Here is a 24373-nt window from a genome sequence, read left to right as displayed (position 1 = left end):
TTTAGAAAGGTTTGAAAATTAATCACTTCTTTCCTTTAACATAATCTGCATCAAATAAAAACAGCCTCATTAACAGATATAAAGATGGAATCAATAATAGCAAGCCTGCTATAAAGACGATGACCAGGGCCATTCCCATCGTTGGATTGGTCACACTGGTTTCTATCGTAATAAATGGTTTTAGTATATAAGGTAAATGCGAAGCACCATAGCCAAAAAAGGCAAAGAAGAACTGCATCATAACCAATATGAATGCCGTTCCAAAATTTTTCCGCATATAAATCATTAGCGATGCACCAAAGAAGCAAAGAAGTGACAACCCAAACATCCACCAAATATCAATCGCCTTCTCAAAATGCTCTGCATTATGCTCTCTCAATGATACAAACACTACTAAACTTGCCAGAATCGTAGGCGCACTCCAAAACAGGGAAAACGTTCTTAATTCCTCCCTGGAATCCATATCTCCTGCACGGTTGGCATAATAGGTTAGAAATGTCGCACTGATAAACAACACGGATACAATGGAAAGGGCCACTACACTCCACGAATAGGGGCTGGTAAAAAGCTCCTTGGCGAGGAAGATGACCTTATCTCCCTTCTCTTCTAGAAATCCACCTTCTGAAATCGTTAATGCCGTGGATAAGGAAGCAGGAATTAATAACCCGGTCGCCCCATATAAGAACAGGTACACGATATTGTCCTTTGACCCGTAATTTCCGAATGCATAGAAACTTCCTCTTATGGCTAATAAAATGATGGCGATACTTCCCGGAAGTAATAATGCCGTTCCATAATAATAGGCTGTGTCAGGAAAGAATCCGACTAGGCCCACAAAGAAGAAGACAAAAAAGACGTTGGTTACTTCCCATACCGGAGAAAGGTATCTGCTGATCAACACGTTCAAGGTATGCTCCTTGCCTTTCATTCTTCCATAAAAGGCGAAGAAGCCGGCTCCAAAATCAATCGAAGCTACTATCAGATAACCATAAAGGAAAATCCACAATACGGTAATCCCCACAACTTCCAAACTCATACCCATTCCTCCCTTAAAGCTTCAAGCCCCTTCTTCTCAGGCCACCTGAAAAGAAGAAGTATTTATATATCTGCTTAACTCGCTTTCTTTGGAAAACGTTGTTCTAATTCCGCCTCTGCAGGCTTGTTTTTAAACATTTTTATCAGTACAACCACACATATCACGCCAAGAAGGATATAGAGGCCAACAAACAATGCAAACGTCAAGCCTACTCCATCGGCTTTCGTTGCCGCATCCGCCACTTTCATATACCCTCTCATAATCCATGGCTGTCGACCCACCTCGGCATAAATCCAACCGAATTCAATCGCCAGCATCGCAAGTGGTCCACTCGCAACAATTCCCCATAGAAGCGGCTTATTCCATTCATTCCGCTTCTTCCACTTCCAGAATAGAATAAATGCCGATGAAATAAAGATACTGTAAAACCCAATTGATACCATCAGGTCAAACATATAGTGAACCCATAAAGGGGGCCGCTCATCTTCAGGAAATTCATTCAGACCTATAACCTCTGTCTCAAAAGAACTCCCGGCCAGAAAGCTTAAGAATCCAGGTAAACGGATCTCATTATGGACCTCATTATTTTCATCCAGCGTTCCGAATACGATCAGGTCAGCATTCTCTTCCGTTTCAAAATGCCATTCCGCTGCTGCAAGCTTCTCAGGCTGATACTCGGCAAGAAATTTAGCCGATAAGTCCCCTGCCAAAGCAGTGGCAAAAGCGAAAATCAAAGCAGAAACCATCGTTAAACGCAGCGCTTTCTTATGATACTCCCCGCCTCTCTTACGAAGAATCGCAAATGCCGTAATCGCCGCCAACACTAATGCCGATGTTAAATAGGCAGTTGTCAATACGTGAAACACTTTCGTAGGCGTCGCAGGATTCAGCATCGCAGCAATCGGATCGATATTAATCGCTTTCCCATTCTCTAATTCAAATCCTTGAGGAGTATTCATAAACGCATTCACAGTTGTAATGAACAGCGCTGAAGCCGAAGAACCAATCATAACCGGAATCGTCAACAGCCAATGAATCCATTTATTCTTGAAACGGTCCCAAGTATAAAGATAGATTCCTAAAAAGATAGCCTCAAAGAAAAACGCAAATGTTTCCATAAATAATGGCAGTGCAATCACTTGTCCGGCAACCTGCATAAACGAAGGCCACAATAAGGACAGCTGCAGCCCTATGGCTGTACCCGTTACAACCCCCACCGCAACCGTAATTGTAAAACCTCTTGCCCACCTTCTGGCAAGCAAAAGATAATGAGGATCATTTCGTTTGATTCCCATAAACTCCGCAATGGAAATCATAATCGGCACCCCTACCCCAATCGTCGCAAAAATAATATGGAATGCAAGGGTTGTCGAAGTGAGCATTCTACTCAAAATCACACCATCTAATACCATTCTATACTCCCCCTACTGATCTACTTACTATCGTAAACAACTCTTTTCTACTGTTTATCACTTATTGTTCATTATAAAACCTGAAAATGAGTTTGTGATATGTTGAACATGAATATTTTGTGACGTTTTTCACAAACATTGATTTGTCTTATATTTTAGAGGTTTTTGGGGTGGTTGGCAATGATGTTGCTTGGGGAGGATGGGGCTTAATTTTACTAGAGTTTACTGATGGCTGAGGTTTTTTGGGAGAGAGTAGATTCGACCTTTTCCTTTACCTTTTGAAGAAAGGTCCATGTTATTTAGGAGATGATAGGCCACTCTGGAGGATTCAACACCTAAGAACTCTCTTGCTTGTTTGTTGGTTATATTCGGGTTTACAAGTAGTAAGTAATCATAAATAGCCTGTTGGTGAGCATTCCGGTCAAATTCTCCACAATCAGGACAGTACCAAGACCTCATGTTACGTACCATATTGAATCTCTCGCAGCGGCTACACATAACACCGCGTATGATCCCTTCATGCTGTTGGTTAAAGTTAGAATATGGAGCATTCTCCTTCATTAGGGAATTGGAAATTTTTTTAATTTCCTTCATTTCAAGAATTGAATTCGAATTAGAGCAGCTATGTTGAATGGTAAGAAGTTTTGCAACGAGATTCTCTATTCTGATAGCCCTACCTAAAGTATCCTTACTCTGACTAGTGGTAGATATTAATGAAGAAGAGTTTGTGAATACAACTAAAAATTCAATTGGGATAATAGGGAGTTTTTTCTTTTGGAGCCATTGTGTGAGGTGTATCTTATATCTATTCGCTTGAGAGAGGGGATTGGGAAAGCCTGTTACTTCTCCATTAAGAGTACGGGAAAATTGTTCAAATTGAGTTCAGTATTCCATGGATCCCGCTATATTTTTTATTTCTAAAATCAATATAAAATTTCTAGTGAAAATAAGAGTATCAATTTGAAAGAAACTCTCTCCCATTGGTATACATAGATCGTTATGGACGAGCATGTGTTCATCATCGATTGTACTCAATTGTCGGTCTACTTTACACTCTCCATGGTAACCTGCCCAAGCTTTAAGCAAGTATTCTTCAATCTTGGATCTGAGGCGGGATTCTCCGGGTAGCCTCCTTAACAAGGCTTCAAAATAGAGGATAGTTAGGGGGATTTCTCTTACTTTAATGATCAAATTATCATTCCTTTCGAATTTGGTACTAATAGTATTCTACTTTCAAACAAGAATTCCCTTTATTATTGGAAAAATTTCAGTAATGATTTTTTATCGACCGTTATAGAGATTTATCAACCGTTATTTTGTTTTATCAACCGAAATTTGAATTTATCAACCGTTTTTTCATTATATCAACCTTATTTTCCGATACCGACCGTTCTGCAAATTCTGACAAATTCCGCAACACCCCCCGCTCCACTCCCCTACCACAATCACAACAAAAAAACCCCGCACACACCAGTGCGGGGCTCCTCCAAACTTACATCGCATCCAACATCCTGAACTGCGATTTAACCAGATCATAATAATCACCCTGCTGCTCCATCAGCTCATCGTGGTTGCCGGATTCTTTGATTCTTCCATTTTCAAGAACAAAGATATTGTCCGATTCACGGATCGTAGATAGGCGGTGGGCAATGATGATGGCGGTCCGACCGTTCAATAGACGTTTCAATGCTTTTTGAATTTTGACTTCTGTTTCTGTATCAATGGATGCTGTCGCTTCATCCAATATGATGATTCGAGGGTTCGCCAATAGTGCTCGGGCGAATGACAGTAATTGTCTTTCACCAACGGATAAAACATTACCCCGTTCTTCCACTTCGGTCTCGTATCCATTGGAAAGCTTCTCGATGAACTCATTGGCTCCGATTGCTTCGGCGGCATTCTTAACCTCTTCGTCCGTTGCATCAGAGCGCCCGAATCGGATGTTATCCATGATTGTTCCCGAGAAGATGAATGTATCCTGCAGAACGATGCTGATTTGACTTCGTAAGCTTGAAACCGATGCATCCCTCAGGTTTACCCCATCAATTTTCACTTCACCATTCGTCGGATCGTAAAAACGGCTGATCAGGTTGGCGATCGTAGTTTTACCAGATCCGGTATGGCCGACTAACGCGACGGTCTGGCCTGCTTTCATTTCAAGATTGATGTTTTGGAGTGCTTTTCGTTTGTCATCGTATGAGAATTCTACATTCTCAAACTGTATTCTTCCTTTGATGTCAGTCAGGTTCACTGCATTCGTTTTTTCATTTACAATCGGTTGTTCATCGAGGAATTCGAAGATACGCTCGGATGAAGCCATTCCGATCAGTAGTTGATTGTAAACTTGCCCGAGCCTTGAAATGGGTTCCCAGAACATCCCCAGGTAGAAGGCGAATGAAACAAATTCCCCCAGTTCCAGTGAGCCGCCTTGGATGAGATGGGCACCGTACCATATGAGGACAGCTGTCCCGATTGCGTTTGTCAGTTCTACCAGCGGGCGGAACATGGCATTTTTCTTTGTGGCTGTTCTCCAGCTATCGAAGTTTTCCGTGTTTACCCCATCGAAGAAGGCCATGTTTTCTTTTTCTTGAGTGAATGATTGAGTGACACGGATCCCTTGAATGCTTTCATTCAGATGGGAATTCAGCTTCGATTGCTTGAGTCGTACCATTTGCCAGGATCTGCGGATGTTTTTTCGTAAGCTGGTTGAGATAAAAAACATGATTGGCAGAATGACCATGACGGCAAGTGTTAATTCAGGACTTAATGTAAAGAGAATGACGATGATTCCAATGAGTAGGATGATATCCATTAAGAGATTAATAACTCCGTTTGTAAATAGTTCCTGAAGGGAGTTAATGTCATTCATGATTCGAACCAGGATGGAACCGGCTGACCTCTGATCAAAGAAGCGATGGGATAGCCATTGAACATGGCTGAATAAGTGCTTTCTTAAATCATAGATAACTCCTTGCCCCAGCTGATTCATCCACCTGATCCTGAGCACATTTGCAACGTAATTCAATACATAGAGTCCTGCGATAATTCCAACTAGTGTAAATAGTAAATTGGAATCCTTCTGCCTGATGGCTTTGTCTAATGTGTATACCCCAATCAGAATAGGTACGATCAATCGAACTGCTGTTGTGATCAGAACGGTAATGATGGATAAGGGCAGGAGTTTTTTAGAATAGGGCTTTAAATACGTTAATAACCGGTAGAGCTGCTCCCAGTTAAACGGCTTATCGATCACTTGATCTGTAGAGTAATGGAATCTGCTTAATACGCTTTTGTTCACTTTGTTTTTCTGACTCAAATCCACTCACCTACCCTTCCTGAGTTTGTAATATTTTTTTCTGGTCTTTGTATTGGATATCATAGATTCGTTGATACGGCCCGTTATTTTTCAGTAGGAAGTCATGAACTCCCCTCTCGACGACTTTCCCGTTTTCCAGTACGAGTATTTCATCTGCATGCTTGAGGGATGAAATCCGATGGGCAATAATAAAGGTCGTTCGATCCGACATGACTTCTTTTAGCGCTTTTTGAATCCTGAATTCAGTTTCCATGTCTACGGCGCTTGTTGCGTCATCGAGGATCAGGATCGATGGGTCTGTACAAATCGCACGGGCTATGGCAATCCGCTGCTTTTGACCACCTGAAAGACCTAAACCTCTTTCACCGAGCCTTGTGTCGTAGCCATCGGGCAATTCTGAAATAAAATCATGGGCTTGTGCCCGTTTTGCTGCTTCCATGATATCTTCCATTGTTGCTTCCGGTCGTCCATACGATATATTCGCCTTGATGGTCGAAGAGAATAAGAAAGATTCCTGAAGGACGAAACCGATATTTTTTCGAAGTGATTTTAAAGAGTAATCTTTCAGATCCCTTCCATCGATGAGGATTTCTCCCTCTTCGGGTTCATAGAAACGAGTGATAAGCTGGGTGATACTCGTTTTACCAGAGCCGGTACCTCCGATCAGACCGATGACTTTTCCGGGTTCAGCCTTAAAGGTAATATCCTCGAGGGCTGCTTCATCATGAACGGTATAATTCAGGGACACATGCTTAAACTCTACTTCTCCATTCATTCGATCGACGTGAAGAACACCTTGATGATCTTTTATCTCTTCGTCCACTTCAAGAATTTCGAGTAAACGTTCCCCTGATGCTTTCGATTGTGAAAACAGGTTAATCGTAAATCCAAGATTCATGATCGGCCAGATAATGTACCACACTAAACTGTAAAACGCGACAAGCTCTCCTGGTTGAAGGTTGCCATTCATCACAAGATAACCACCGTAAGCGAGGAGTGTCACCACACTTACATTCCCCAGAAACTCCATTAAAGGAAAGTACTTTGCCCAGATGTCCGAGGTGAAAAGGTATTTATCTTTGTAATCACCATTTGATTGGTTGAATTTGTTAATTTGATGGTCTTCTCTCGATAATGATTTTACTGTATTGATTCCTGAAATATTTTCTTGCACATTCGTATTCAGTTTTCCGAATGATTTGCGGATACCCCTGAAAGCAGGGTGAACCGCTTTATCAAATTTGTATACGGCAATTGCCAGAAACGGTAACGAAACGAGGGTGACGAATGTCAGTTGAGGCGAATAATAAAACATAACACCAAAGCTTACCGTTACTAAAAGGAAAAAGCGAAGCAGTTCGGAAAAACCAAAGGATAGAAAGAAACGAAATGCTTCTACATCTGCCGTCAAACGGGACATCAGATCCCCTGTTTTGGCGTTATCGTAGTAACTGAATGGAAGGAATTGAAGCTTTTCATACAGTTCGTTTCTCAGCCGATAAACCGAGGTTATCCCGAATAGATCCCCATGGTATTGCTGAATAAATGTGGCAACGCCTTTCACGATCATAATGCCGATAAATCCAAATGCTAAATACGGAATCCACTGATAGTTCCCTTGCAGAATCACATCATCAATCGTGATTTGCAGGATCATTGGATAGACTACAGTGATCACTGTAACAAAAATCAAGAAAATCATTGAAATGATAAAATGCCTTTTATAGGGCAAATAAAAGGCTTTCAATTTTTTGAATGTATCCATAATTTCTCCCCCTTTAACGTTACATAAAAAAAGAACGTACTAATAAATATATCGGCTTTCGAAATATTTATCTACCCTTTTTTAGAATTTTTTACTTTTTTATGAATTATCCTTCTAGTCTTATTATTCATATTAATTGTAAAAATGAATCCAAAAAAATAGATCGGTCTTTTGACCGATCTATTCCCACATATTTCGTTTGAACTTATTCGCTTTTTTTCATTTCATCGAGTACACGATTGACGCGCTTTTCAAGCATTTTCATTCCGCTTCCGCCCGCTTGGAAGTGACGAAGGTTCCCGTCTTTATCAAATACATAGTAAGCCGGGACATATTGATTTTCGAATGCATCTGTCAGTTTATGCTCACTGTCTACGAAGATTGGCTGTGTGATATCGTGCTCAGCTGCTACCTTCTTTATTTCATCCAGGTTCAAATCATCCTCGGAGCGTGGCATATGGACAGCCATAACATTCAGCTTATCGCTGTATTGATCTCGAAATTCATTTACTTGTGGCATCGCTTCCTTACAAAGGTGACATGAGATGGACCAGAAGTGAATAAGTGTCGGCTTTTCTCCTACCAGCTCTCCCTTTGTTACTTCTCCATTTAACCATTCTGTAGCACCGTTTAATTCCGGCATCGGTTCACGAAGCTTCATTAATATGGCCTCCCTTAATTTGTCTCGATCTTATTTCTATTGTTCACAGGATAGATTTGTACTACTCCTGAAAAAATAAACATGATAAGAAAAAGGCCTAACAAACGGTTAGGCCTTTATTCATTTTGATTATAAAGTTTTTTGACCTGGCTTCCAGTTTGCCGGGCAAAGTCCGCCAGTTTGAAGTGCTTGAAGAACACGTAGAGTTTCTTCAACGTCTCGGCCGATATTGTTGTGGAATACTACTTGATATTGCAGTTCCCCTTCTGGGTTGATGATGTATAGTCCGCGAAGAGCAATACCTTCATCTTCGATTAGGACTCCGTATTCGCTGGATACACTGTGGTTTGTATCTGCAGCTAATGGGTATCTTAGCTCACCAAGACCATTTTCCTTACGGTCAGTGTTGATCCAAGCTAAGTGGGTATGAATAGTGTCTGTAGAGACACCGATAACTTCTGCATCTAAATCTTCGAACTCATCGTAGCGGTCTGACATTGCTGTAATTTCAGTTGGACAAACGAAAGTGAAATCCATTGGGTAGAAGAACAATACTGTCCACTTATCGTTTTTCATATTTTCTTCCAGTGACACTTTACCGAATTCTTTGTTTGGCAATACAGCGTCCATTTCAAAACGTGGAGCTTGTTTGCCTACCATGCGTTCTGCCATGATTGAATCCCTCCAATGAGTTTTTAATGAAATATTTTACCTGAAAAAGGAAGACGTGACAGCCTGTCCTTTTTGAATCACAAGTTTCATTATATAGGATTAGTTTTTTTAAGTCAATGTTAAATTATAATCAATTTAATATTAAAATCATTATAATTTATTGACAATATCCCTTACTTGGTTTTCCCTATTATGTAGAAGTTTACTCACTTTTCTGCTTGAATAAACATCTACATAAAGTTTACCATTTCTCAACTGGGGAATAAAACAATATGCTTTTTTATATACTCTTTGACATGTCCTATGGTGAATTGTGTATACTAGAATGGTCATTATTTAAAAGGAAGGATGTTTTGGATTGAATTACATACTTGGTCTTAGTGCTTTAAGTGACCGACTTTCGAATTTTAATTGGGGCGGTCTATTGGTGACGATCGGAATTGGCGCCTTACAGATAATAGCGATTTGGATTGCTTTCATTATCGTGAAAGGTGCAGCTAACAAAGTGGTTGAGAGAGTCTTTGATAAGTACAGAAAGAGAAATGATGTTTCTGAAGGTCGCGCCCAAACACTGCAAAGTCTTTCAAAAAATATAATTGGATACATCCTGATTTTTGTTTTCTTTGTCACGATTTTACAAATCTTCGGTATCCAGGTGACGGCTATTCTCGCCGGAGCAGGAATTGTTGGCCTTGCAGTCGGCTTTGGGGCTCAAGGCTTAGTAAGTGATGTAGTGACTGGATTCTTTATTCTATTGGAAAAGCAAGTGGATGTAGGGGATTACGTGTCGACTGGAAATTTCTCAGGGATTGTAGAAGAGGTTGGTTTACGTACGACGCATATTCGTGGGTTCGACGGTACTCTGCATTATGTGCCAAATAGAGAAATAACGAGTGTCAGCAATCATTCCCGTGGAAATATGAGAGCACTTGTTGATATCGGGATCTCATATGATGATGACATTGACAAAGCGATGGTCGTGCTTCAGCAGGTTTGTGATACGATCGCTCAAGAAGATGACAATATTGTAGATGGACCAAATGTGTTAGGTGTTCAGACACTCGGCGCTTCAGATGTAGTACTGAGAGTGCTATGCAAAACGAAAAACATGGAGCAATGGGGAGTGGAACGGAAGCTTCGTAAAGCTCTAAAAGAAGCTCTTGACCAAAATGGAATTGAAATTCCTTACCCTCATCAGGTTTATATTGAGAAGAAAGAAAGCTAATGAAAGTGAAAAGAGAAGGCACCGGCCTTCTCTTTTTATTTGTCTTTTCTCCTTTTGGCATTCAGTAGACGCTGAAGGCGATCATCATCCTTAGCTTCTTGAGGATCCTGTTTAACCTTGGATTTGTTTGTCGGCCCCTTTTTCTCAGAAACTTTAGGCATAGTCTGCTTGCTGCTTGTAGGTTTCTCCCACTCATTCCACTCGCGGTTCTGTTTCACTTTGCTGCCAAGTTGTTCAAAAGTTGGTTGTTCTTTAGGAACGGAAACGGGTATCTTCCTTTTAAGCTTATTAAAAACTCCCATTATAGGACCTAATCCAAACCTTCTTATTGCAATTTCACTAAAGAATAGTAGAAAGCCCATACTAATAAGGAGTGAACGGATTGATTGCTCTCTGGATGATTTGTTGTTGAACTCTCGAAAGACTTCTTTAGGGGACGAATATCTCTTCCCTCCCGTTGCTTCTACTATCTCTTCCAGTGTTCGGGTTCCCCCCTTGTAGGTGTATTCTTTCGAATATGGAACCGAAAAGCCTGTTTGGTATGAGCTTCCACTCTCTTCACCTGCCTTGGAGATATTCATATGATATAGTCCAGGTGATAACCTGCTCTCAAATTCGACTTCATAGTCTCCCGGAGACTTGATTCTCGTCGTTGCAGGAATCTCTTTTCCACTTTCATCAAGTGCCGTTACCTCAAGTTGCGAGACATCTCCCGCAGATGATGAAAGCTTTAACTGAGTATGTCCCCGATCGTCTTCCACATCGATGGTGTACGGGTTGGATCGAATATCAGGAAACGAACGTGTAACAAGCTGATTGACGAACGTTGGCCATCCTTTCCACCTGACGAAATCCCCTGTCCATTTTCCAGTTGTATCAGTCGTAAATGCAAATGTCCTCCCCAGACCATATCTCCAGGTTGCCAAAATAGGATCATTCTTTTCACTCTTCATCTCAACTTGAGAAGTGCCTTTTGGACTAGTGGCAATATAGGCATTCATTTGCGGAATGCCTTCTGTAAATAACGTTTCCCAGTTAGACGAAGAAATCGCTGGATAAAATGGATTGTCTTCAATATAGGTCCTTGTAGTAATGACTGTCTCCCTTGTTAAGATACTCGGTATCACACTGGCGTCGACAACATCATAAAATCGACCTTTTCCCCATTGTGACAAATCATTTAATAGACCTCGATCTGCTCCTTCACCGATTGAGACGGTGGATAACGTGATTTGTTTATCGTGACCATCCTCAACAAGTGACTGGTAACTGCCTGACGTCGCAGATTGTCCATCCGTTAAAAGAATGATATGTTTTCTTTTTAAAGGCAAATCTTCTAAACTCTTATATGCTTGTTGTAAGGAGGACAAGATTTCTGTTCCGCCACCAGGTGAAATGGAGCGTATTTGCTCTTCTACTTTTTTGCGATCAGAAAGTGGTTTCGTCTCCACGATTTCCCATGGTCGATCGTCAAATGCAATGACTCCCAGCGTATCTTTATCTCTAAGTAAAGAGACGGTTCTCGCAGCAGCTTCTTTTGCAAGGGCAATCTTCTGACCATTCATACTGCCTGAGCGGTCGAGCACAATGATTAGACCAAGAGACGGAAGCTCTTTTTTGCCTTTCACATCCATATCGACGGGCAGTAATTTTTCGATAGGCGTTTTAAAATATCCTCCAAGAGCAAAACTTTCGCTTCCGCCAAACATAATAAATCCTCGTCCAAATTCTTTCACGCTTTTCTCCATAAGGAGCATTTTTTTCTCAGGAATGCTTGTAGCAGATACATTATCAAAGAGAATCGTCTGATATTCCAGATAGGAAGTCAGCTTTCCAGGTAACTGCTCAGGTTTGTATGAATCAACGCTAAACCCTGCTGACTTCAGTAATGGGGTTAATGGACTTTCTCCAGAAGGGCTTTCCACCAGGAGTACTTTGGCTGGACCTTCTGAACGGGCAAGATTGTATAGGGTATTATTTTCTTTGCTTCCATCCCCTTCAGTAAACGCCTCTGCCTTATACACCAATAAACCCGATTCACCTACGACATGCTTGAACTGAAATTCATTGTTTCCTTCTTGCACTTGTACAATTTCCTTAATGATTGACCGATCATTTAAGGATATGCGCATCTCTATCTCTTTTTTAGTTGTGCTGTACGCGTTAACGGTTATGACTGTTTCTTCTCCTTCATATTGAATGGAGGGCGACGTAACATTTGTTACTGCCACGTCTTCTTGCGTATCCGGTGAAAGTGGAATCCAATCCACTTCGATCCCTTTACCCTTTAGTAGTGGTATGACATTTCCCCCAGCCCCAATCGTTTCCTTACCATCTGTGATGGCAACAATTCTTCCTCCACGGGTAAGGAGATTCGATGCATATTCCAGTCCTTCTTCGAGGTTCGTTTCTCCCTCGTTGATCTCTCCTGCAAACTGATCGATGTCATTTCTTTCCGGTGAAATTGACCGTTCAATTTCCGAGCTTTCTCCAAAGGCTACGATTCCGTATCCATCATGTTCCACCTTGGTTCGGGATGCTTGATTGATCAGATTCAGGATGTGATTCTCTTGTTCCGACACAGATGCAGAACGGTCAGCTAGAATGAGTACCGACCGCCCTTTATCCGGCAGCAAAATAAGCGGGTTAGCAAGGGCAATGATCAAGAGACCCATCCCGCATCCCCGTAATATGAAGACGAGCTTTTCTTCCTTCCTCTTCAATCCCCGTTTGGCAAATAGGAAGAGTACAAATCCAAGGGGAATCATCAACCATAACCAAAGAATTTCTTTAAATTCGATTCCCACGTCTGTACACCTCCCATTCGATAAATAATAAAAGGATTGCCAAGATTAGAAACCACTCAGTAAGGGCTTGGGGAATGCTCTTTGATTCCTCGTTTTTCATTCCTTTAGTGGGTTCAAGGGAAAAGGAAGACCCTTCTGATAATTGCTTTTCCCGATCATCAAGTACGACACTGAAATATTTCATGTCACCATCTCGTATAGCCTGATATACACCAGGGAATTCAGGTGCCTTGAACACTCCCTCCCCATTCCATTCTTTTACAAACTCACCTTCAGTCGAGTATATATCCCATTTATCTCCCGAAAGAGGTAATGTCCTTTCTTCACCCGGTTGATAATATCCCAAAAACCCGTGATTCTCTGATAAAAATTGATAAGAATTATAAAGAAAGATCGGAAATCCGGGATGTAATGGGAAATCTGATTCGTTGAGGTGCAAATTTAACAGGACAAGCTTCTGACCATTCACTTCTCCCTTCTGGATGAGAGGAATGGAATCACCTGTGGCAACTGATTGGAGATTCTTTATTTGGATGGAACTCACTTTATCCACATACACTTTTTCCAGGTCAACATGTTTTAATAGGGGATCTTCATTCGTTGCTTTAATCCCATGTGTCAACGGAGTAGATTCTTTTAATCGTGCCGGAACGATCATGGCAGGGCTGCCGACAGATAATTGCTGCCACTTCTCCTTTGAGGTCAATATGATTTCATCCCCAGGCTCCATTTGATCCTCTTCAATGGTTTTCACGTCGACTCCGATGGATTGAAACCCTTTTAATAAGAAAGGGTTAATTTCCCCTATGACATGAATGGCTGGTTTTGAAGCAGCCTGAATACTTGAAAGGCTGTTATCTTCCATGTAATCATCATTAAAATCGATTACCGCCTTATAGATTGGGCTATGGGAAAGGTCAGATAATGGAACAACGGTTTCCTCTCCTGGATCCAATGTCAGTTCCACTGAAGAGATCTCATTCTTTTCATCGTAAATGGTGAGGTGACCCTTTCGTGATACCTCAATTTGATTTTCGATCACAGCGACTCCTTGATAAGAAGATCCTAACCGTTCAACTCCGAAACTTGTAAGAGAAACATTTACAGGATTAGTCAAAAGATTATGTACCTGAATAGGACTTGTATGTTCTTCTGTAAAATCATCTTTTTCCATTGAGTCTGAGAAGATATGTATGATTGATTCCGACCCGATTGCCAATGCCTCTCCAAGGTGAATCGCTTTTTCCATATCTTCGTTGTCATTAGATAATGGTAGATTCTTTAAACCATTGAGAACAACCCGGTCGTTTGTTTCTTCCGAGACAATGGTGGTTACAGATTTCCCCACTCCCAATAAGGTTACTTTTCCATCAGTTCCTTCAACCAATGATTGAATGTCTTCCTTTGCTTCTTCAAAGTGAGATCGATTGTTCACCACTGCGTTCATTGAGGCAGAGGTGTCCAGTAAAATGACTAGATGATCTTTTTTGGCCATTTCGTTAAATGTGTAAGGCTTTACCATGGCGATCATTAAGAAGAGAAGGATCAGTACTTGTAAAAGGAGTAAGAGATTTTTCTGTAATCTATGAAACCATGGAGAAGCTTGCCATTCCTTCATTACCTCTTCCCATAGTAAATTAGAAGGAACTACTTGATCTCTGTATTGTTTTCGAAAGAAATACATTAAAATAACGGCGGCTATAAAAAAAGAAAATAAAAAAAAGATTGGATTCCCTATTCCCATCATATCACCTCAGCGGATCCATCCATTTTCTTTCAAATCCTTAAAGAATATTTCGTTTAATGGCGGCAGGCAACTTGTTTGTGTATAACCAAACCCCCATTTATTGCATAATGCTTCAATCTCTTTGTTGTGATTAAGTAATCGCTCCTGATAGAGCTCCACCATCCTCGGACTTATTGATACATTCGTTTCCTTGCGTTTTTCACTATCTAATAATTTGACATCACCTTGATAGGATGGCGTTAGCTCTTCTTCATCGAGGAGTTGGATAAAATAAACCATTTCTCTTCTAATAGAAAGTTTTCTGAGTGCTTCCTCTATCAATGAGAGCGATTCGAGTCCATCAGAAAGAATAAAGGATACGGAGCTTTTTTTTCGTACCCCTTTTCCTACTTGCTCAAAAAAGGAGATTCCATCTTCCCCTGTACGGTCTAAGGACAGCTCTTGAATGTCATGCAGAATCGCTTTTGCGTCCCGTGCCCCTTTTTTCATAAAGCACTTTTGGTGATGAACTCCCATGCAATGCAATGAAATCCGATCATCATTTGAAAGAGCTAAAAATGACAGTGCTCCAGCTAATTCTTTCGCTCTCTTCCACTTTCTATTTTCTATTAACATGGAGTTCGAGCAATCTAGGTAAATATGAACCTTTATTTCTCTTTCATCCAGATACCTTTTGATATATACCTTTTCCGTTCTGGCATACACATTCCAGTCGATTTGCCTTACATCATCCCCAAGTTCATACATTTGATAATCAGAAAATTCCAGGGAACTCCCATGATGGATTGCGAGACGGGAACCTTTATGATGACCGCTCTTTAATTGTTTACCCGTGATCCTGTGCCTTTTCAATTGAGCTAGAAACTGGCTGTGCCAAAGCGTTTTCACCGACTTTCACCTTTTTGAACGAAATCGATCATTTCAAGGATGAGCTCATCCGTTCCAACATTCATGGCTTCTCCTTCAAAATTCAGGATCATACGGTGCCGCAATACGAGAGGAGCCACCTTTTTCAGATCTCCAATGGAAACATGGTACCTTCCTTGTGTCAACGCTCTGGCTTTGGACATAAGAATGACATTTTGAAGCCCCCTTGGTCCACTCCCAAATTCAACATATTGTTTGATTCTTTCCGTTGTTCTTTCACTTTTAGGGTGTGTTGCATCAATAAGGTCAATGGCAAAGTCAATCATTTCATCCGTGACTATGATTTCTTTCACCAGGTCCTGTATGCTTAATAGTTCAGCTTGATTCAGCCTTTTCTCAAGAACGATGTCTTCGGTTCCTGTTGTACGCTGGATAATTTGTTTCAACTCTGATTTAGTAGGATAGGAAACCAAGATTTTACACATGAACCGATCCACTTGGGCTTCAGGTAAAGGATACGTTCCTTCAAGATCAATAGGATTCTGAGTGGCCAAGACAAAGAAGGGCTTCTCCAATGTCATCGTTTCGCCTACCACCGTGACTGTATTCTCTGCCATTGCCTCAAGAAGGGCACTTTGCGTCTTGGGGGTCGAACGGTTGATTTCATCCGCTAACACTAAGTGATGAAACAAAGGACCTTGATGGAAAACAAATGGATGTTGATCGTCCCGGCTTTGTTTCATGACCATTGTTCCAGTGATGTCTGTAGGCATTAGATCCGGGGTAAATTGAATTCGTGAAAAGCTAAGGTCCATAACATCCGCCAGGGTACGCACCAACATCGTTTTCCCTAATCCGGGTAAACCTTCCAAGAGAGTATGACCTCCCGCAAGGATGGACCAAATCACCCCCTCTACAATTTCCTCCTGCCCTACGATAAAGCGCTGAATCTCTTGCTTCACTTCTTTTATCTTCAAAGATGCATTTTTAAATTGATGTTCTTTATCCTCTAAGTTCACTCTGCCAACTCCCCTGGATCAATTTCACTGAAATAAGATTGCACGATATTCTCTAAATCTTTAGGGATCGTGGATCGATCTGACGACTTCCGGTAAGAAGAATAGTAATCCTGATACACTTCTTCATATGGACGAAGGGTTCCCTTTTGTACCGGTCCATTGCTTTCAAACCGCTCTCCCTGTTCACCCTCGCCTAATTTGCCTGTATCCCGTTCAATATGGTTCTGCCCTTCGATTTCTTCCGGGACAGAAAGCATCTCTCTGGATCCTTGCCCGTTGCCGGCTCCGTTTCCTGCTAGAGGGGAGGAAACGTTTCCATTTCCTGCACCGTTTCCATTCCCTCCCTGGCCAGATGAATTTGCAGCACTGTTGCCTGGATGATTTCCATTTGCAGATGATGAAGGAGCCTGATTCCCCAGTGACTTACTGTTTGCCTGGTTAGATGGCGCTTTACCGGAATTCTGCGCCAATGGATCTGAACCTGTTGTATCACTCTTTCCGATTGCATTCTTTAAGAGATCGGCTTCATTTTGAAGTTCATCTTGAAGTTTAGCAAGTTGATCTAATTGTTCTTCTGCGCTATCCGACTCTTTCATCAATTCTGATAATTCTTCCAAGGAGTCAATATCCTGTGATTTCAAAGCCATTAATAGCTGATCTCTTTGTGCTTTTGTCATCTGATTAAAAGCTCGCTGGAGTTTATCGCTATTTTTTTCTTGAAGCGCTTTGTTTACATTCTCTACATTTATATCTGCTATCTTTTTCTTCACTTCCTGCAGCTTTTCATTCTGTTTTTCTATTGATTTCTTCTGAAATTCGAGCTCTTTCACTTTTTTGAGTATTTCATCATATCGTTTGGCCGCTTCCTTTACATTCTCGAGCTCTTCATTTTTTTTCAACAGTTTTTCTTTAATAGAAGCATTCTCTTTCTTTTTCGCCTGTTCTGCTATTCTTTTATTTGACTCCGCAATGATCTCTTTTTCTTTCTCAATCCGATTCGCTTCCTGAAATGAGGTATTCCATTGTGTGACAATCAGGAAGGATAAAAGCATAAGAATTCCGCTTGATATCAGGAATGAAGGCTTAATTCTTTTCTTTCTATATTTCAATACTTCCGGATGAGCGCTTTTCATCTTATTCAATGCATCATTCACAACCAAGGAGGATAGGGCATGGCCACTGTGAAGGCTACTATAAGCGGCAGTTACACGATTGTCGTCCACGAACCTATCATAAGCTAAGGCACTATCCTTCAAGGAGGCCCTTCTTCTATAAAACAAAATCGCAACACCAATGAAAGTAGAGGCGCAACCTCCCCATAGGATTCTTTCCCAATACGGGATTACAACTAACGCTGCTATCGAAACGATGCCTAGAACAAAGACTCCTGCACAAACAAGCAGGAGCTGAATGTAATACCATAATTGATTGATCCAGAGCCTTTTCCTTATATCCTGAAGCAATTGAAGAAATTGTTGAGTATGTTCCATCTTCTCACCCTTTATTTAGCGCTCTTCACCTTCATGCTTGGTCGTAGCTTCATGATACTGAGGGACAGGGAAATCACTGCAAGAACAGTGTAAATGATCAGGAATGAAATCCATAAAGGAAACGTAATCCCGCTGCGGGTGTATATTTCTTCAATCGCCATTGGTTCAAAATGCCCCATCATGACGATCCCCGGATTAAACATGGCGATTAGATACGGTGCAGGATTGGTCTGATTCTGGTAAGGACCGTTCCCGATTGCCATTGAAAGCATGAAGAGGAATAACGTTCCCCCTGCAAGAAACAGAACCGTTGCATAGGTTGTGACCATGGACACGATTGTCTTTCGAATAATCGTTGAATATAAAACTCCGACGGAACCAAATGCAAAAACCAGAAACAAACTGTATCCGAACACAAAAAGTAAATCCGTTGGGGAAACTCCCCCGAACAAGAAAACAAAGCTGTATAGAGGCAAACTTGATACAACGAGTAATAACAAATAAGAAACGGACGATACCAGTTTACTCAGGATTATACTCATTGAGCTTTGCTCCGTCGTCAACAACATGCTTAAAGTTTGTTTCTCTCTTTCTCCACTGATGACACCGCCTGTTAACCCGGGTGTAATAAATAATACGAGAGCAAGCTGTAAGAATGAGAGAATCATAAACATCACACGGCTTTCTTCGGGACGAAAATAACCAGTATTTGAAAATCGCGTTTGCATATAGATGAAACCGATCACGACAATTCCTACGGCAATCAAGTAGCATAGCATCCCGATAAATGCTTTAAACGAACGAAAGCGAAGTTTAAATTCTTTATTTAACATAGGGTTGATGAGTAACTGCTTCATGTAAGTGTCACTCCTTTCGTGATCTCCATAAAGACATCTTCTAAATTCGTTTCAGTCTCTTTGAAACTCACGATCTGGATGTCGTTTAAAACAGCTTTTTTCAAAAGCTCTATTTGCTCCGTTTCTTCTCCTTTATAAAGGAATTGAAACGTTCTATTCTCCTCATCCACCTCAACCTTTGAAACAAAGGGGTCGTCTTCAAAGAATGCAACCGCACTCTCCACCATTCCCCTTACCTTCACGACAATCAGTTTATCGGCCTGCAGTTGAAATTGAATATCCTGAACAGAACCATGAGCTACGAGTTTCCCATTATCAATCACGCCAATCTCATCACACATTTCCGCAAGCTCCGGAAGGATATGGGAGGAAATTAAAATCGTTTTCCCCATTTTCTTTAATTCTTTAAGAATTTCCCTCATTTCGATCCTGGCCCTCGGATCAAGCCCTGATGCCGGTTCATCGAGTATCAGCACTTCCGGATCGTGGATGAGGCACCTTGCTAAACAAAGACGCTGTTTCATCCCCCTGGATAAAAGGTCAACATAGGAATCTTTTTTATGAGATAGATTCACCAGTTCCAACAATTGGGGAATGAGTTTCTTTCTTTGCTCTGCAGGAATTTTATAGCTTGCACCATAAAAGTCCAGATACTCGTCAGCTTTTAATTGATCATACACTCCAAAGAAGTCAGGCATATAGCCGATTTGCCTTCTGACCAATTTGGGATCTTTACTGATATTGAATCCGTTCACTGTAGCCGTTCCTTCAGTAGGAGCTAAGAGAGTAGCCAAAATGGAAAATGTCGTAGATTTCCCTGCTCCATTTTGACCAACAAAGCCAAATACGGTTCCCTTTTCAATGGATAAGCTCAGATTATCAAGGGCCGGGAACGACCCATAGCGTTTAGATAAGTTCTGAATCTCGATCATGGTCGGACCTCTCCTTTCAACACAATATCAGGGAGACGAACAAACGGATCGCCTTGAGATCGTTTTTCAAACTCGAAAACGATTTCCCCATTGTCATTTATATAGTTATTCAATTTTTCTTTTACTTCGATTGAGTTCGTTGAAGATTCAGAAAGCACCATGCGTTCATCTGTTTTGGGATTGACCAGAGAAAACTGAAGCACTCCTCCTGTGTGAAGAGTCATATTTAAAGAATGAAGCGTAACCTTCGATAATTCAATTTGATTAGGGAGGTGGATGGATAGCTCATATGTCCCATCTTCGAGTCCCATCTCATCTGCACCATTATGTGAGTAATGCTCAATCACCTGTCCGTTAACAGGCAATACATCCAAATCAAGCTGTTCATTCCTAAGTGTAATAGCACCCTTATAATTTCCAAGTGAAGGAAAATGTTGATAGAGTAATGAGAAATTTTCAGACTTGGATTCTTTGTTCTTAATCTTCATATGGAATATCTCCGCATTTGTATATCCAAAAATGACCGGGGAGTTATTGTCATTATCCGCAGAAATCATTTGGGATGCGAAGTTTTCCAACCGTTCTTTCTTTTGCTGCTTAATATTTTGCTGATTCGGTAATAGCCCTGACATATTCGGGGTCACACCAATAGGAGAAGATAAATAATTCGTTGAAAGCTTTTTATCAACTTCGAGGATATCCCCGGCTTTCATATCTCCCAGACGATACATTCTGGACCCTGACCAAATATATACATCTGTAAAATCATATGGAAAATCATTTTGAATTGTACCGGATAAGGTCTGATCCTCTAACACTAATTCCGGTATAAACCTTCCTACTTCTTCCTTTTCGCTGGTACCGAGTAATGTCCTCGTGGACCAGTATTCTACATCCCGAAAGGTAATGAATCGATTATCCTTCGTCATCTCTTCAACTGCAAACTTATACTGATTCACTCCCCCCGCACTATTCCTTACTATTGCAGGTGTGATTTCTAAATTATGCTTATCTGAAACAAAACCATAGTCTCCCCCGGAGTTTGATAACGCGCTAAATGCTGAAATTCCGTGTACGCTCTTATCTTCCTCGACTTTTAAGACACTCATTTGATTCAAATGTGGCTTCGAGATTCTATCTTTAGCTCCGGTGATAAAGATGCCTGAGGAAACGAGGACAGAGATGGCAGGAATGATCCACCATGCTTGTTCACGCTTATCCACTTTTCTTAATAAGAAATACAGCAGAGGTACAAGGACAATCAAATAAATGATGAGAATGATGACTAGAGTACTTACTTTAAAATTGGTAGTCGGAAAGAGCTCATTGCTGTCAGCTACTTCATAATAAATCCTCTCCAGGAAACTTTGATCTCCGTTGGACTGGCCAAGTAAAAAGTATGGCTCTGTTTTAGAAAGGACATTTGCAAACCATTCGTCATAGCTTTCCCATGCATTTAATACAGGGTCACCCAATGAGAATGCCGTCTGCCACACTTCTCCTAAGCCTTCGGAACTTTTCACGACCAATGGGATCCCGTCTTGCTCAACCAGAACATCCGATTCTGGTTTAACAGTCCCTTTATAGATTGCTAATGAGTTAAAGGAAGCCTCTATATTCTTCTTCACATTAAAGGTGGAAGTGTCGGAGAGTGTCGATTCTTCCCCGAACGTAAGAGGAGCCATATCAGCTGCAGATCCTAGAGTATCCTTTAAATGAGGAGCCCCTCCTATAAATAAAACACCACCTGTCTCAACCCAGCTTTTTAACGCGCTTTGTTGATCCTGGCTAAGTTCTGAAATATTGAATTGGTCAATGATAAGATAATCAAGCATTTGAAATCCGCTCTTCTCTTCAGGAATATTTTCCTTTGTGAGCGTTAACGCCTCTACCTGATTCCCTCCCATGTTAGCCCCTTTAATTCCCTTCAAACGGTCAGGATTTTCACTCAATAAACCGATGGCTGTATAATTGCTATAGATGAAATTAGGAGTTAATCGTTTATCGCCTTTAAATTTTATTTCTTTTCCTTTTTCCCAAGATCCTTGGAACAAATGAATGGTTTCCTGATTGGAATTATGCCTGATTTCATCATTGAATCCTGGAATGGATAATGTGTATGTACGTTTTGAATTTGCTGGCACATCTATGGATAACGCTCTTGCCCCTCCAGTCTGATAGGAAGGAGCATAGTCAAACAATAGATCTCCCTTGAAATCAGAACCTGTATTTTCGACGGTTACTTTAAGGGGGAAACCTCTTCCCTCCTTCACTTTTCCATCGATTCCTTCTTCCACTGAAATTTTAATTTGCGCTTGTGCGAGTGTTATATCTTCCATGAAAAGAAATATCAAGAACCCTAATGTCATCACAAATATTGCTTTCGTCCATCTTTTCACATGCATTCCCCTCTTTCTTTCTCTCTACAAGATAGACGAAATCATCATGGGAAAAGTTTCTATTATTTTTATCTTTTTCCTCATTCTCCATCTACCTTAAGTGTAATTTTACACTATTCTTAACTCTTAGCAAGACCATTTTAGAAATTTATGTTAATTTTTCTTGTATTGACAAAAAAAATCACGGAACGATATCCGTAGATAACGTTCCGTGATTCATACTCATTATTTTAATTCGCCAATATAATCTGTGAGAAGGGAGATGGCAAAGTCTATCGCTTCTTCATCAGGGTTTAATTTAGAATGATGCAGTCCATATTGAGAATTCACACCAAGCCAAAACATAAAGCCTGGTATTTCCTCAAGCATATAACCAAAGTCTTCACCCGTCATAGCTTCTTTACAGATTACGAGGTTCCGATTCGTTTTTTGGAGGAAAGAAATGAAATGATTTGTCCACTCCGGATCATTATAGACCTGGCGATACATGCTGCCATAATCCACCTGAATATCACAATCATAACTGATTTTCATACCATCGATTAACGCTTCCAGCCGTTTTTTTACACTTTCCATCGACCCGGCTGAAAGGGTACGGATGGTACCTTCCAATCTGGCTGTTTCAGCGATGATATTTTGCACCGTCCCACTTTCCATTTTTCCGACGGTGATGACCGCACTGTCTAATGGGTCGACATTCCTTGAAACGATCGACTGGATTTGTGTGACAAAGGAAGAGGCCACGACGATCATATCCTTGGTGTGATGAGGATAGGCAGCATGGCCGCCTTTCCCTTTAAAATCAATAAATAACTCAGACGTATTGGCAAAAAGCAGACCCTCTTTAACAGCCACCGTCCCCACTTCATATTCTGGTGCAATGTGAAGTGCGAATATACAATCCGGCGTCCATTCTTTCATGATTTCACTTTCAAGCATTGGCTTCGCTCCACCTGGTCCCTCCTCTGCGGGTTGAAATATGAACAGAAGATCATCTTCTATAGGGTGGTGAACGAAATGAGTTAAAACCCCCAGTTCAATCGACATATGAAAGTCATGGCCGCAGGCATGCATCCTTCCTTCATGTGATGAAGGAAAATCCAATCCTGTTTCTTCCGAGATCGGCAGGCCATCAATGTCCCCGCGGTAGCCAATCATTCTTGTAGGATTTGTGCCATGAACCTTAATGAAGAGCCCTGTTCTCCAGGTCTTAATCTCTAATCGGTCAGCAGGCAGGCTTGAAACATAATTTAATAGATATTGCTGTGTTTTAAACTCTTGAAACCCAAGTTCAGGAATTTGATGGAGATCTCTCCTGATCGACTTAAAGTCTAAAGTAGACATGAGTATCCTCCTTACATGAATAATAGATGGATAGGTAGCGAAAATGAGAGCTTACAAGAAAAGAACAGACGCCACCGTCCGTTCTCTCCTTGATCATGCTATTGTTGAAATGATTACAGTTGACGTAATTCTTGTTTTATTTCAGTCTTAGATTTTGTCTTTTCATCAATGTCTTTCAATTTCTTTGCGGGTGTACCTGCCACAACCGTGTATGGAGCTACATCATCCACGACAATCGCTCCAGCTGCAACGACAGATCCTTTTCCGACTGTTACACCTTCAAGGACAACGGCATTGGCGCCAATGACTACATCGTCTTCGATGACGACGGGTTTTGCAGATGGCGGCTCAATTACCCCGGCAAGCACCGCACCCGCTCCAATATGACAATTCTTCCCTACTGTAGCACGTCCACCAAGTACAACATTCATATCGATCATCGTTCCTGCACCTACTACAGAACCGATATTGATCATTGCACCCATCATAATGACCGCATTGTCACCGATTTCCACTTGATCTCGAATGATGGCGCCTGGCTCAATACGCGCTTTAACCCCTTTTAAGTCAAGAAGAGGAATCGCAGAATTACGGCGATCATTTTCTAATACGTAGTCTTCGATTTTATCTTTATTTTCTTCAAGAATAGTAGAAAGCTCGCTCCACTCTCCGAATACGACACCGGAATTTCCTTGAAGGAAGGTTTGGGAAGATGAACCAAAGTCGATTCCCTCTATGTCACCTTTCACATAAACCTTCACAGGGGTTGACTTGGTACTATTTTGAATAAAAGAAATAATTTCGTTTGCGTCCATCATTTTCAT

At 41.1% G+C, this 24373-nt stretch carries 18 protein-coding genes; 1 reads left to right on the top strand and 17 read right to left on the bottom strand.

The window, feature by feature from the left end:
- Positions 1–22: 22 nt before the first annotated feature.
- The 7 genes from FZC88_RS02175 to FZC88_RS02145 all read right to left on the bottom strand — a co-directional run bounded on the left by FZC88_RS02175 (position 23) and on the right by FZC88_RS02145 (position 8862).
- A complete protein-coding gene (locus FZC88_RS02175) occupies positions 23–1036 on the bottom strand; it encodes a cytochrome d ubiquinol oxidase subunit II (protein WP_148993499.1) in 1014 nt (337 codons plus the stop codon).
- Between the two features lie 74 nt (positions 1037–1110).
- Positions 1111–2448, bottom strand: a complete 1338-nt coding sequence (locus tag FZC88_RS02170) for a cytochrome ubiquinol oxidase subunit I (RefSeq protein WP_148968592.1) — start codon at positions 2446–2448, stop codon at positions 1111–1113.
- A gap of 882 nt (positions 2449–3330) precedes the next feature.
- Entirely contained in the window at positions 3331–3534 is a 204-nt protein-coding gene (locus tag FZC88_RS24700) for a nuclease-related domain-containing protein (protein ID WP_397541172.1), read from the bottom strand.
- A gap of 406 nt (positions 3535–3940) precedes the next feature.
- Positions 3941–5770 carry an ABC transporter ATP-binding protein gene (locus tag FZC88_RS02160; protein ID WP_148993498.1) on the bottom strand — a complete coding sequence of 610 codons (1830 nt, stop codon included), beginning with the start codon at positions 5768–5770 and terminating at the stop codon, positions 3941–3943.
- Positions 5771–5774: 4 nt separating this feature from the next.
- A complete protein-coding gene (locus FZC88_RS02155) occupies positions 5775–7529 on the bottom strand; it encodes an ABC transporter ATP-binding protein (RefSeq protein WP_148993497.1) in 1755 nt (584 codons plus the stop codon).
- 205 nt (positions 7530–7734) lie between these two features.
- Positions 7735–8190, bottom strand: coding sequence for a TlpA family protein disulfide reductase (locus FZC88_RS02150; protein WP_148993496.1), 456 nt, complete (start codon positions 8188–8190; stop codon positions 7735–7737).
- Between the two features lie 129 nt (positions 8191–8319).
- Complete coding sequence (locus FZC88_RS02145) at positions 8320–8862, bottom strand: peroxiredoxin (RefSeq protein ID WP_044337555.1); 543 nt, start codon at positions 8860–8862, stop codon at positions 8320–8322.
- Between the two features lie 358 nt (positions 8863–9220).
- Here FZC88_RS02145 and FZC88_RS02140 point away from each other — a divergent pair, with 358 nt between their 5' ends.
- Positions 9221–10087, top strand: coding sequence for a mechanosensitive ion channel family protein (locus tag FZC88_RS02140; RefSeq protein ID WP_148968587.1), 867 nt, complete (start codon positions 9221–9223; stop codon positions 10085–10087).
- Positions 10088–10122: 35 nt separating this feature from the next.
- On the opposite strand, the gene FZC88_RS02135 is transcribed toward FZC88_RS02140, so the two are convergent.
- The 10 genes from FZC88_RS02135 to dapD form a co-directional block, all read right to left on the bottom strand.
- A complete protein-coding gene (locus FZC88_RS02135) occupies positions 10123–12894 on the bottom strand; it encodes a VWA domain-containing protein (protein ID WP_148993495.1) in 2772 nt (923 codons plus the stop codon).
- Entirely contained in the window at positions 12878–14638 is a 1761-nt protein-coding gene (locus tag FZC88_RS02130) for a vWA domain-containing protein (RefSeq protein WP_187443486.1), read from the bottom strand. The genes FZC88_RS02135 and FZC88_RS02130 overlap by 17 nt, the downstream gene beginning before the upstream one ends.
- A 9-nt stretch (positions 14639–14647) precedes the next feature.
- Positions 14648–15529, bottom strand: coding sequence for a DUF58 domain-containing protein (locus FZC88_RS02125; RefSeq protein WP_148993493.1), 882 nt, complete (start codon positions 15527–15529; stop codon positions 14648–14650).
- A complete protein-coding gene (locus FZC88_RS02120) occupies positions 15526–16527 on the bottom strand; it encodes an AAA family ATPase (protein WP_148993492.1) in 1002 nt (333 codons plus the stop codon). The genes FZC88_RS02125 and FZC88_RS02120 overlap by 4 nt, the downstream gene beginning before the upstream one ends.
- Positions 16524–18017: a hypothetical protein gene (locus FZC88_RS02115; RefSeq protein WP_148993491.1), complete on the bottom strand. Its 1494-nt coding sequence runs from the start codon at positions 18015–18017 to the stop codon at positions 16524–16526. Before FZC88_RS02115 ends, FZC88_RS02120 begins: the two co-directional genes overlap by 4 nt.
- A gap of 11 nt (positions 18018–18028) precedes the next feature.
- Complete coding sequence (locus FZC88_RS02110) at positions 18029–18874, bottom strand: ABC transporter permease (protein ID WP_148968581.1); 846 nt, start codon at positions 18872–18874, stop codon at positions 18029–18031.
- Positions 18871–19806, bottom strand: a complete 936-nt coding sequence (locus FZC88_RS02105; RefSeq protein ID WP_148993490.1) for an ABC transporter ATP-binding protein — start codon at positions 19804–19806, stop codon at positions 18871–18873. Before FZC88_RS02105 ends, FZC88_RS02110 begins: the two co-directional genes overlap by 4 nt.
- The gene (locus tag FZC88_RS02100) at positions 19803–22205 is read right to left on the bottom strand and encodes a hypothetical protein (protein WP_148993489.1); all 2403 of its coding nucleotides are present in this window, start codon (positions 22203–22205) and stop codon (positions 19803–19805) included. The genes FZC88_RS02105 and FZC88_RS02100 overlap by 4 nt, the downstream gene beginning before the upstream one ends.
- A gap of 225 nt (positions 22206–22430) precedes the next feature.
- The gene (locus FZC88_RS02095) at positions 22431–23549 is read right to left on the bottom strand and encodes an N-acetyldiaminopimelate deacetylase (protein WP_148993488.1); all 1119 of its coding nucleotides are present in this window, start codon (positions 23547–23549) and stop codon (positions 22431–22433) included.
- Positions 23550–23662: 113 nt separating this feature from the next.
- Positions 23663–24373, bottom strand: coding sequence for a 2,3,4,5-tetrahydropyridine-2,6-dicarboxylate N-acetyltransferase (gene dapD / locus FZC88_RS02090; protein WP_148993487.1), 711 nt, complete (start codon positions 24371–24373; stop codon positions 23663–23665).

This window comes from Rossellomorea aquimaris (genome assembly GCF_008180865.1).
In the GTDB taxonomy this organism is placed as follows: domain Bacteria; phylum Bacillota; class Bacilli; order Bacillales; family Bacillaceae_B; genus Rossellomorea; species Rossellomorea yichunensis.
This window is presented reverse-complemented; position numbering and strand designations above follow the sequence as displayed.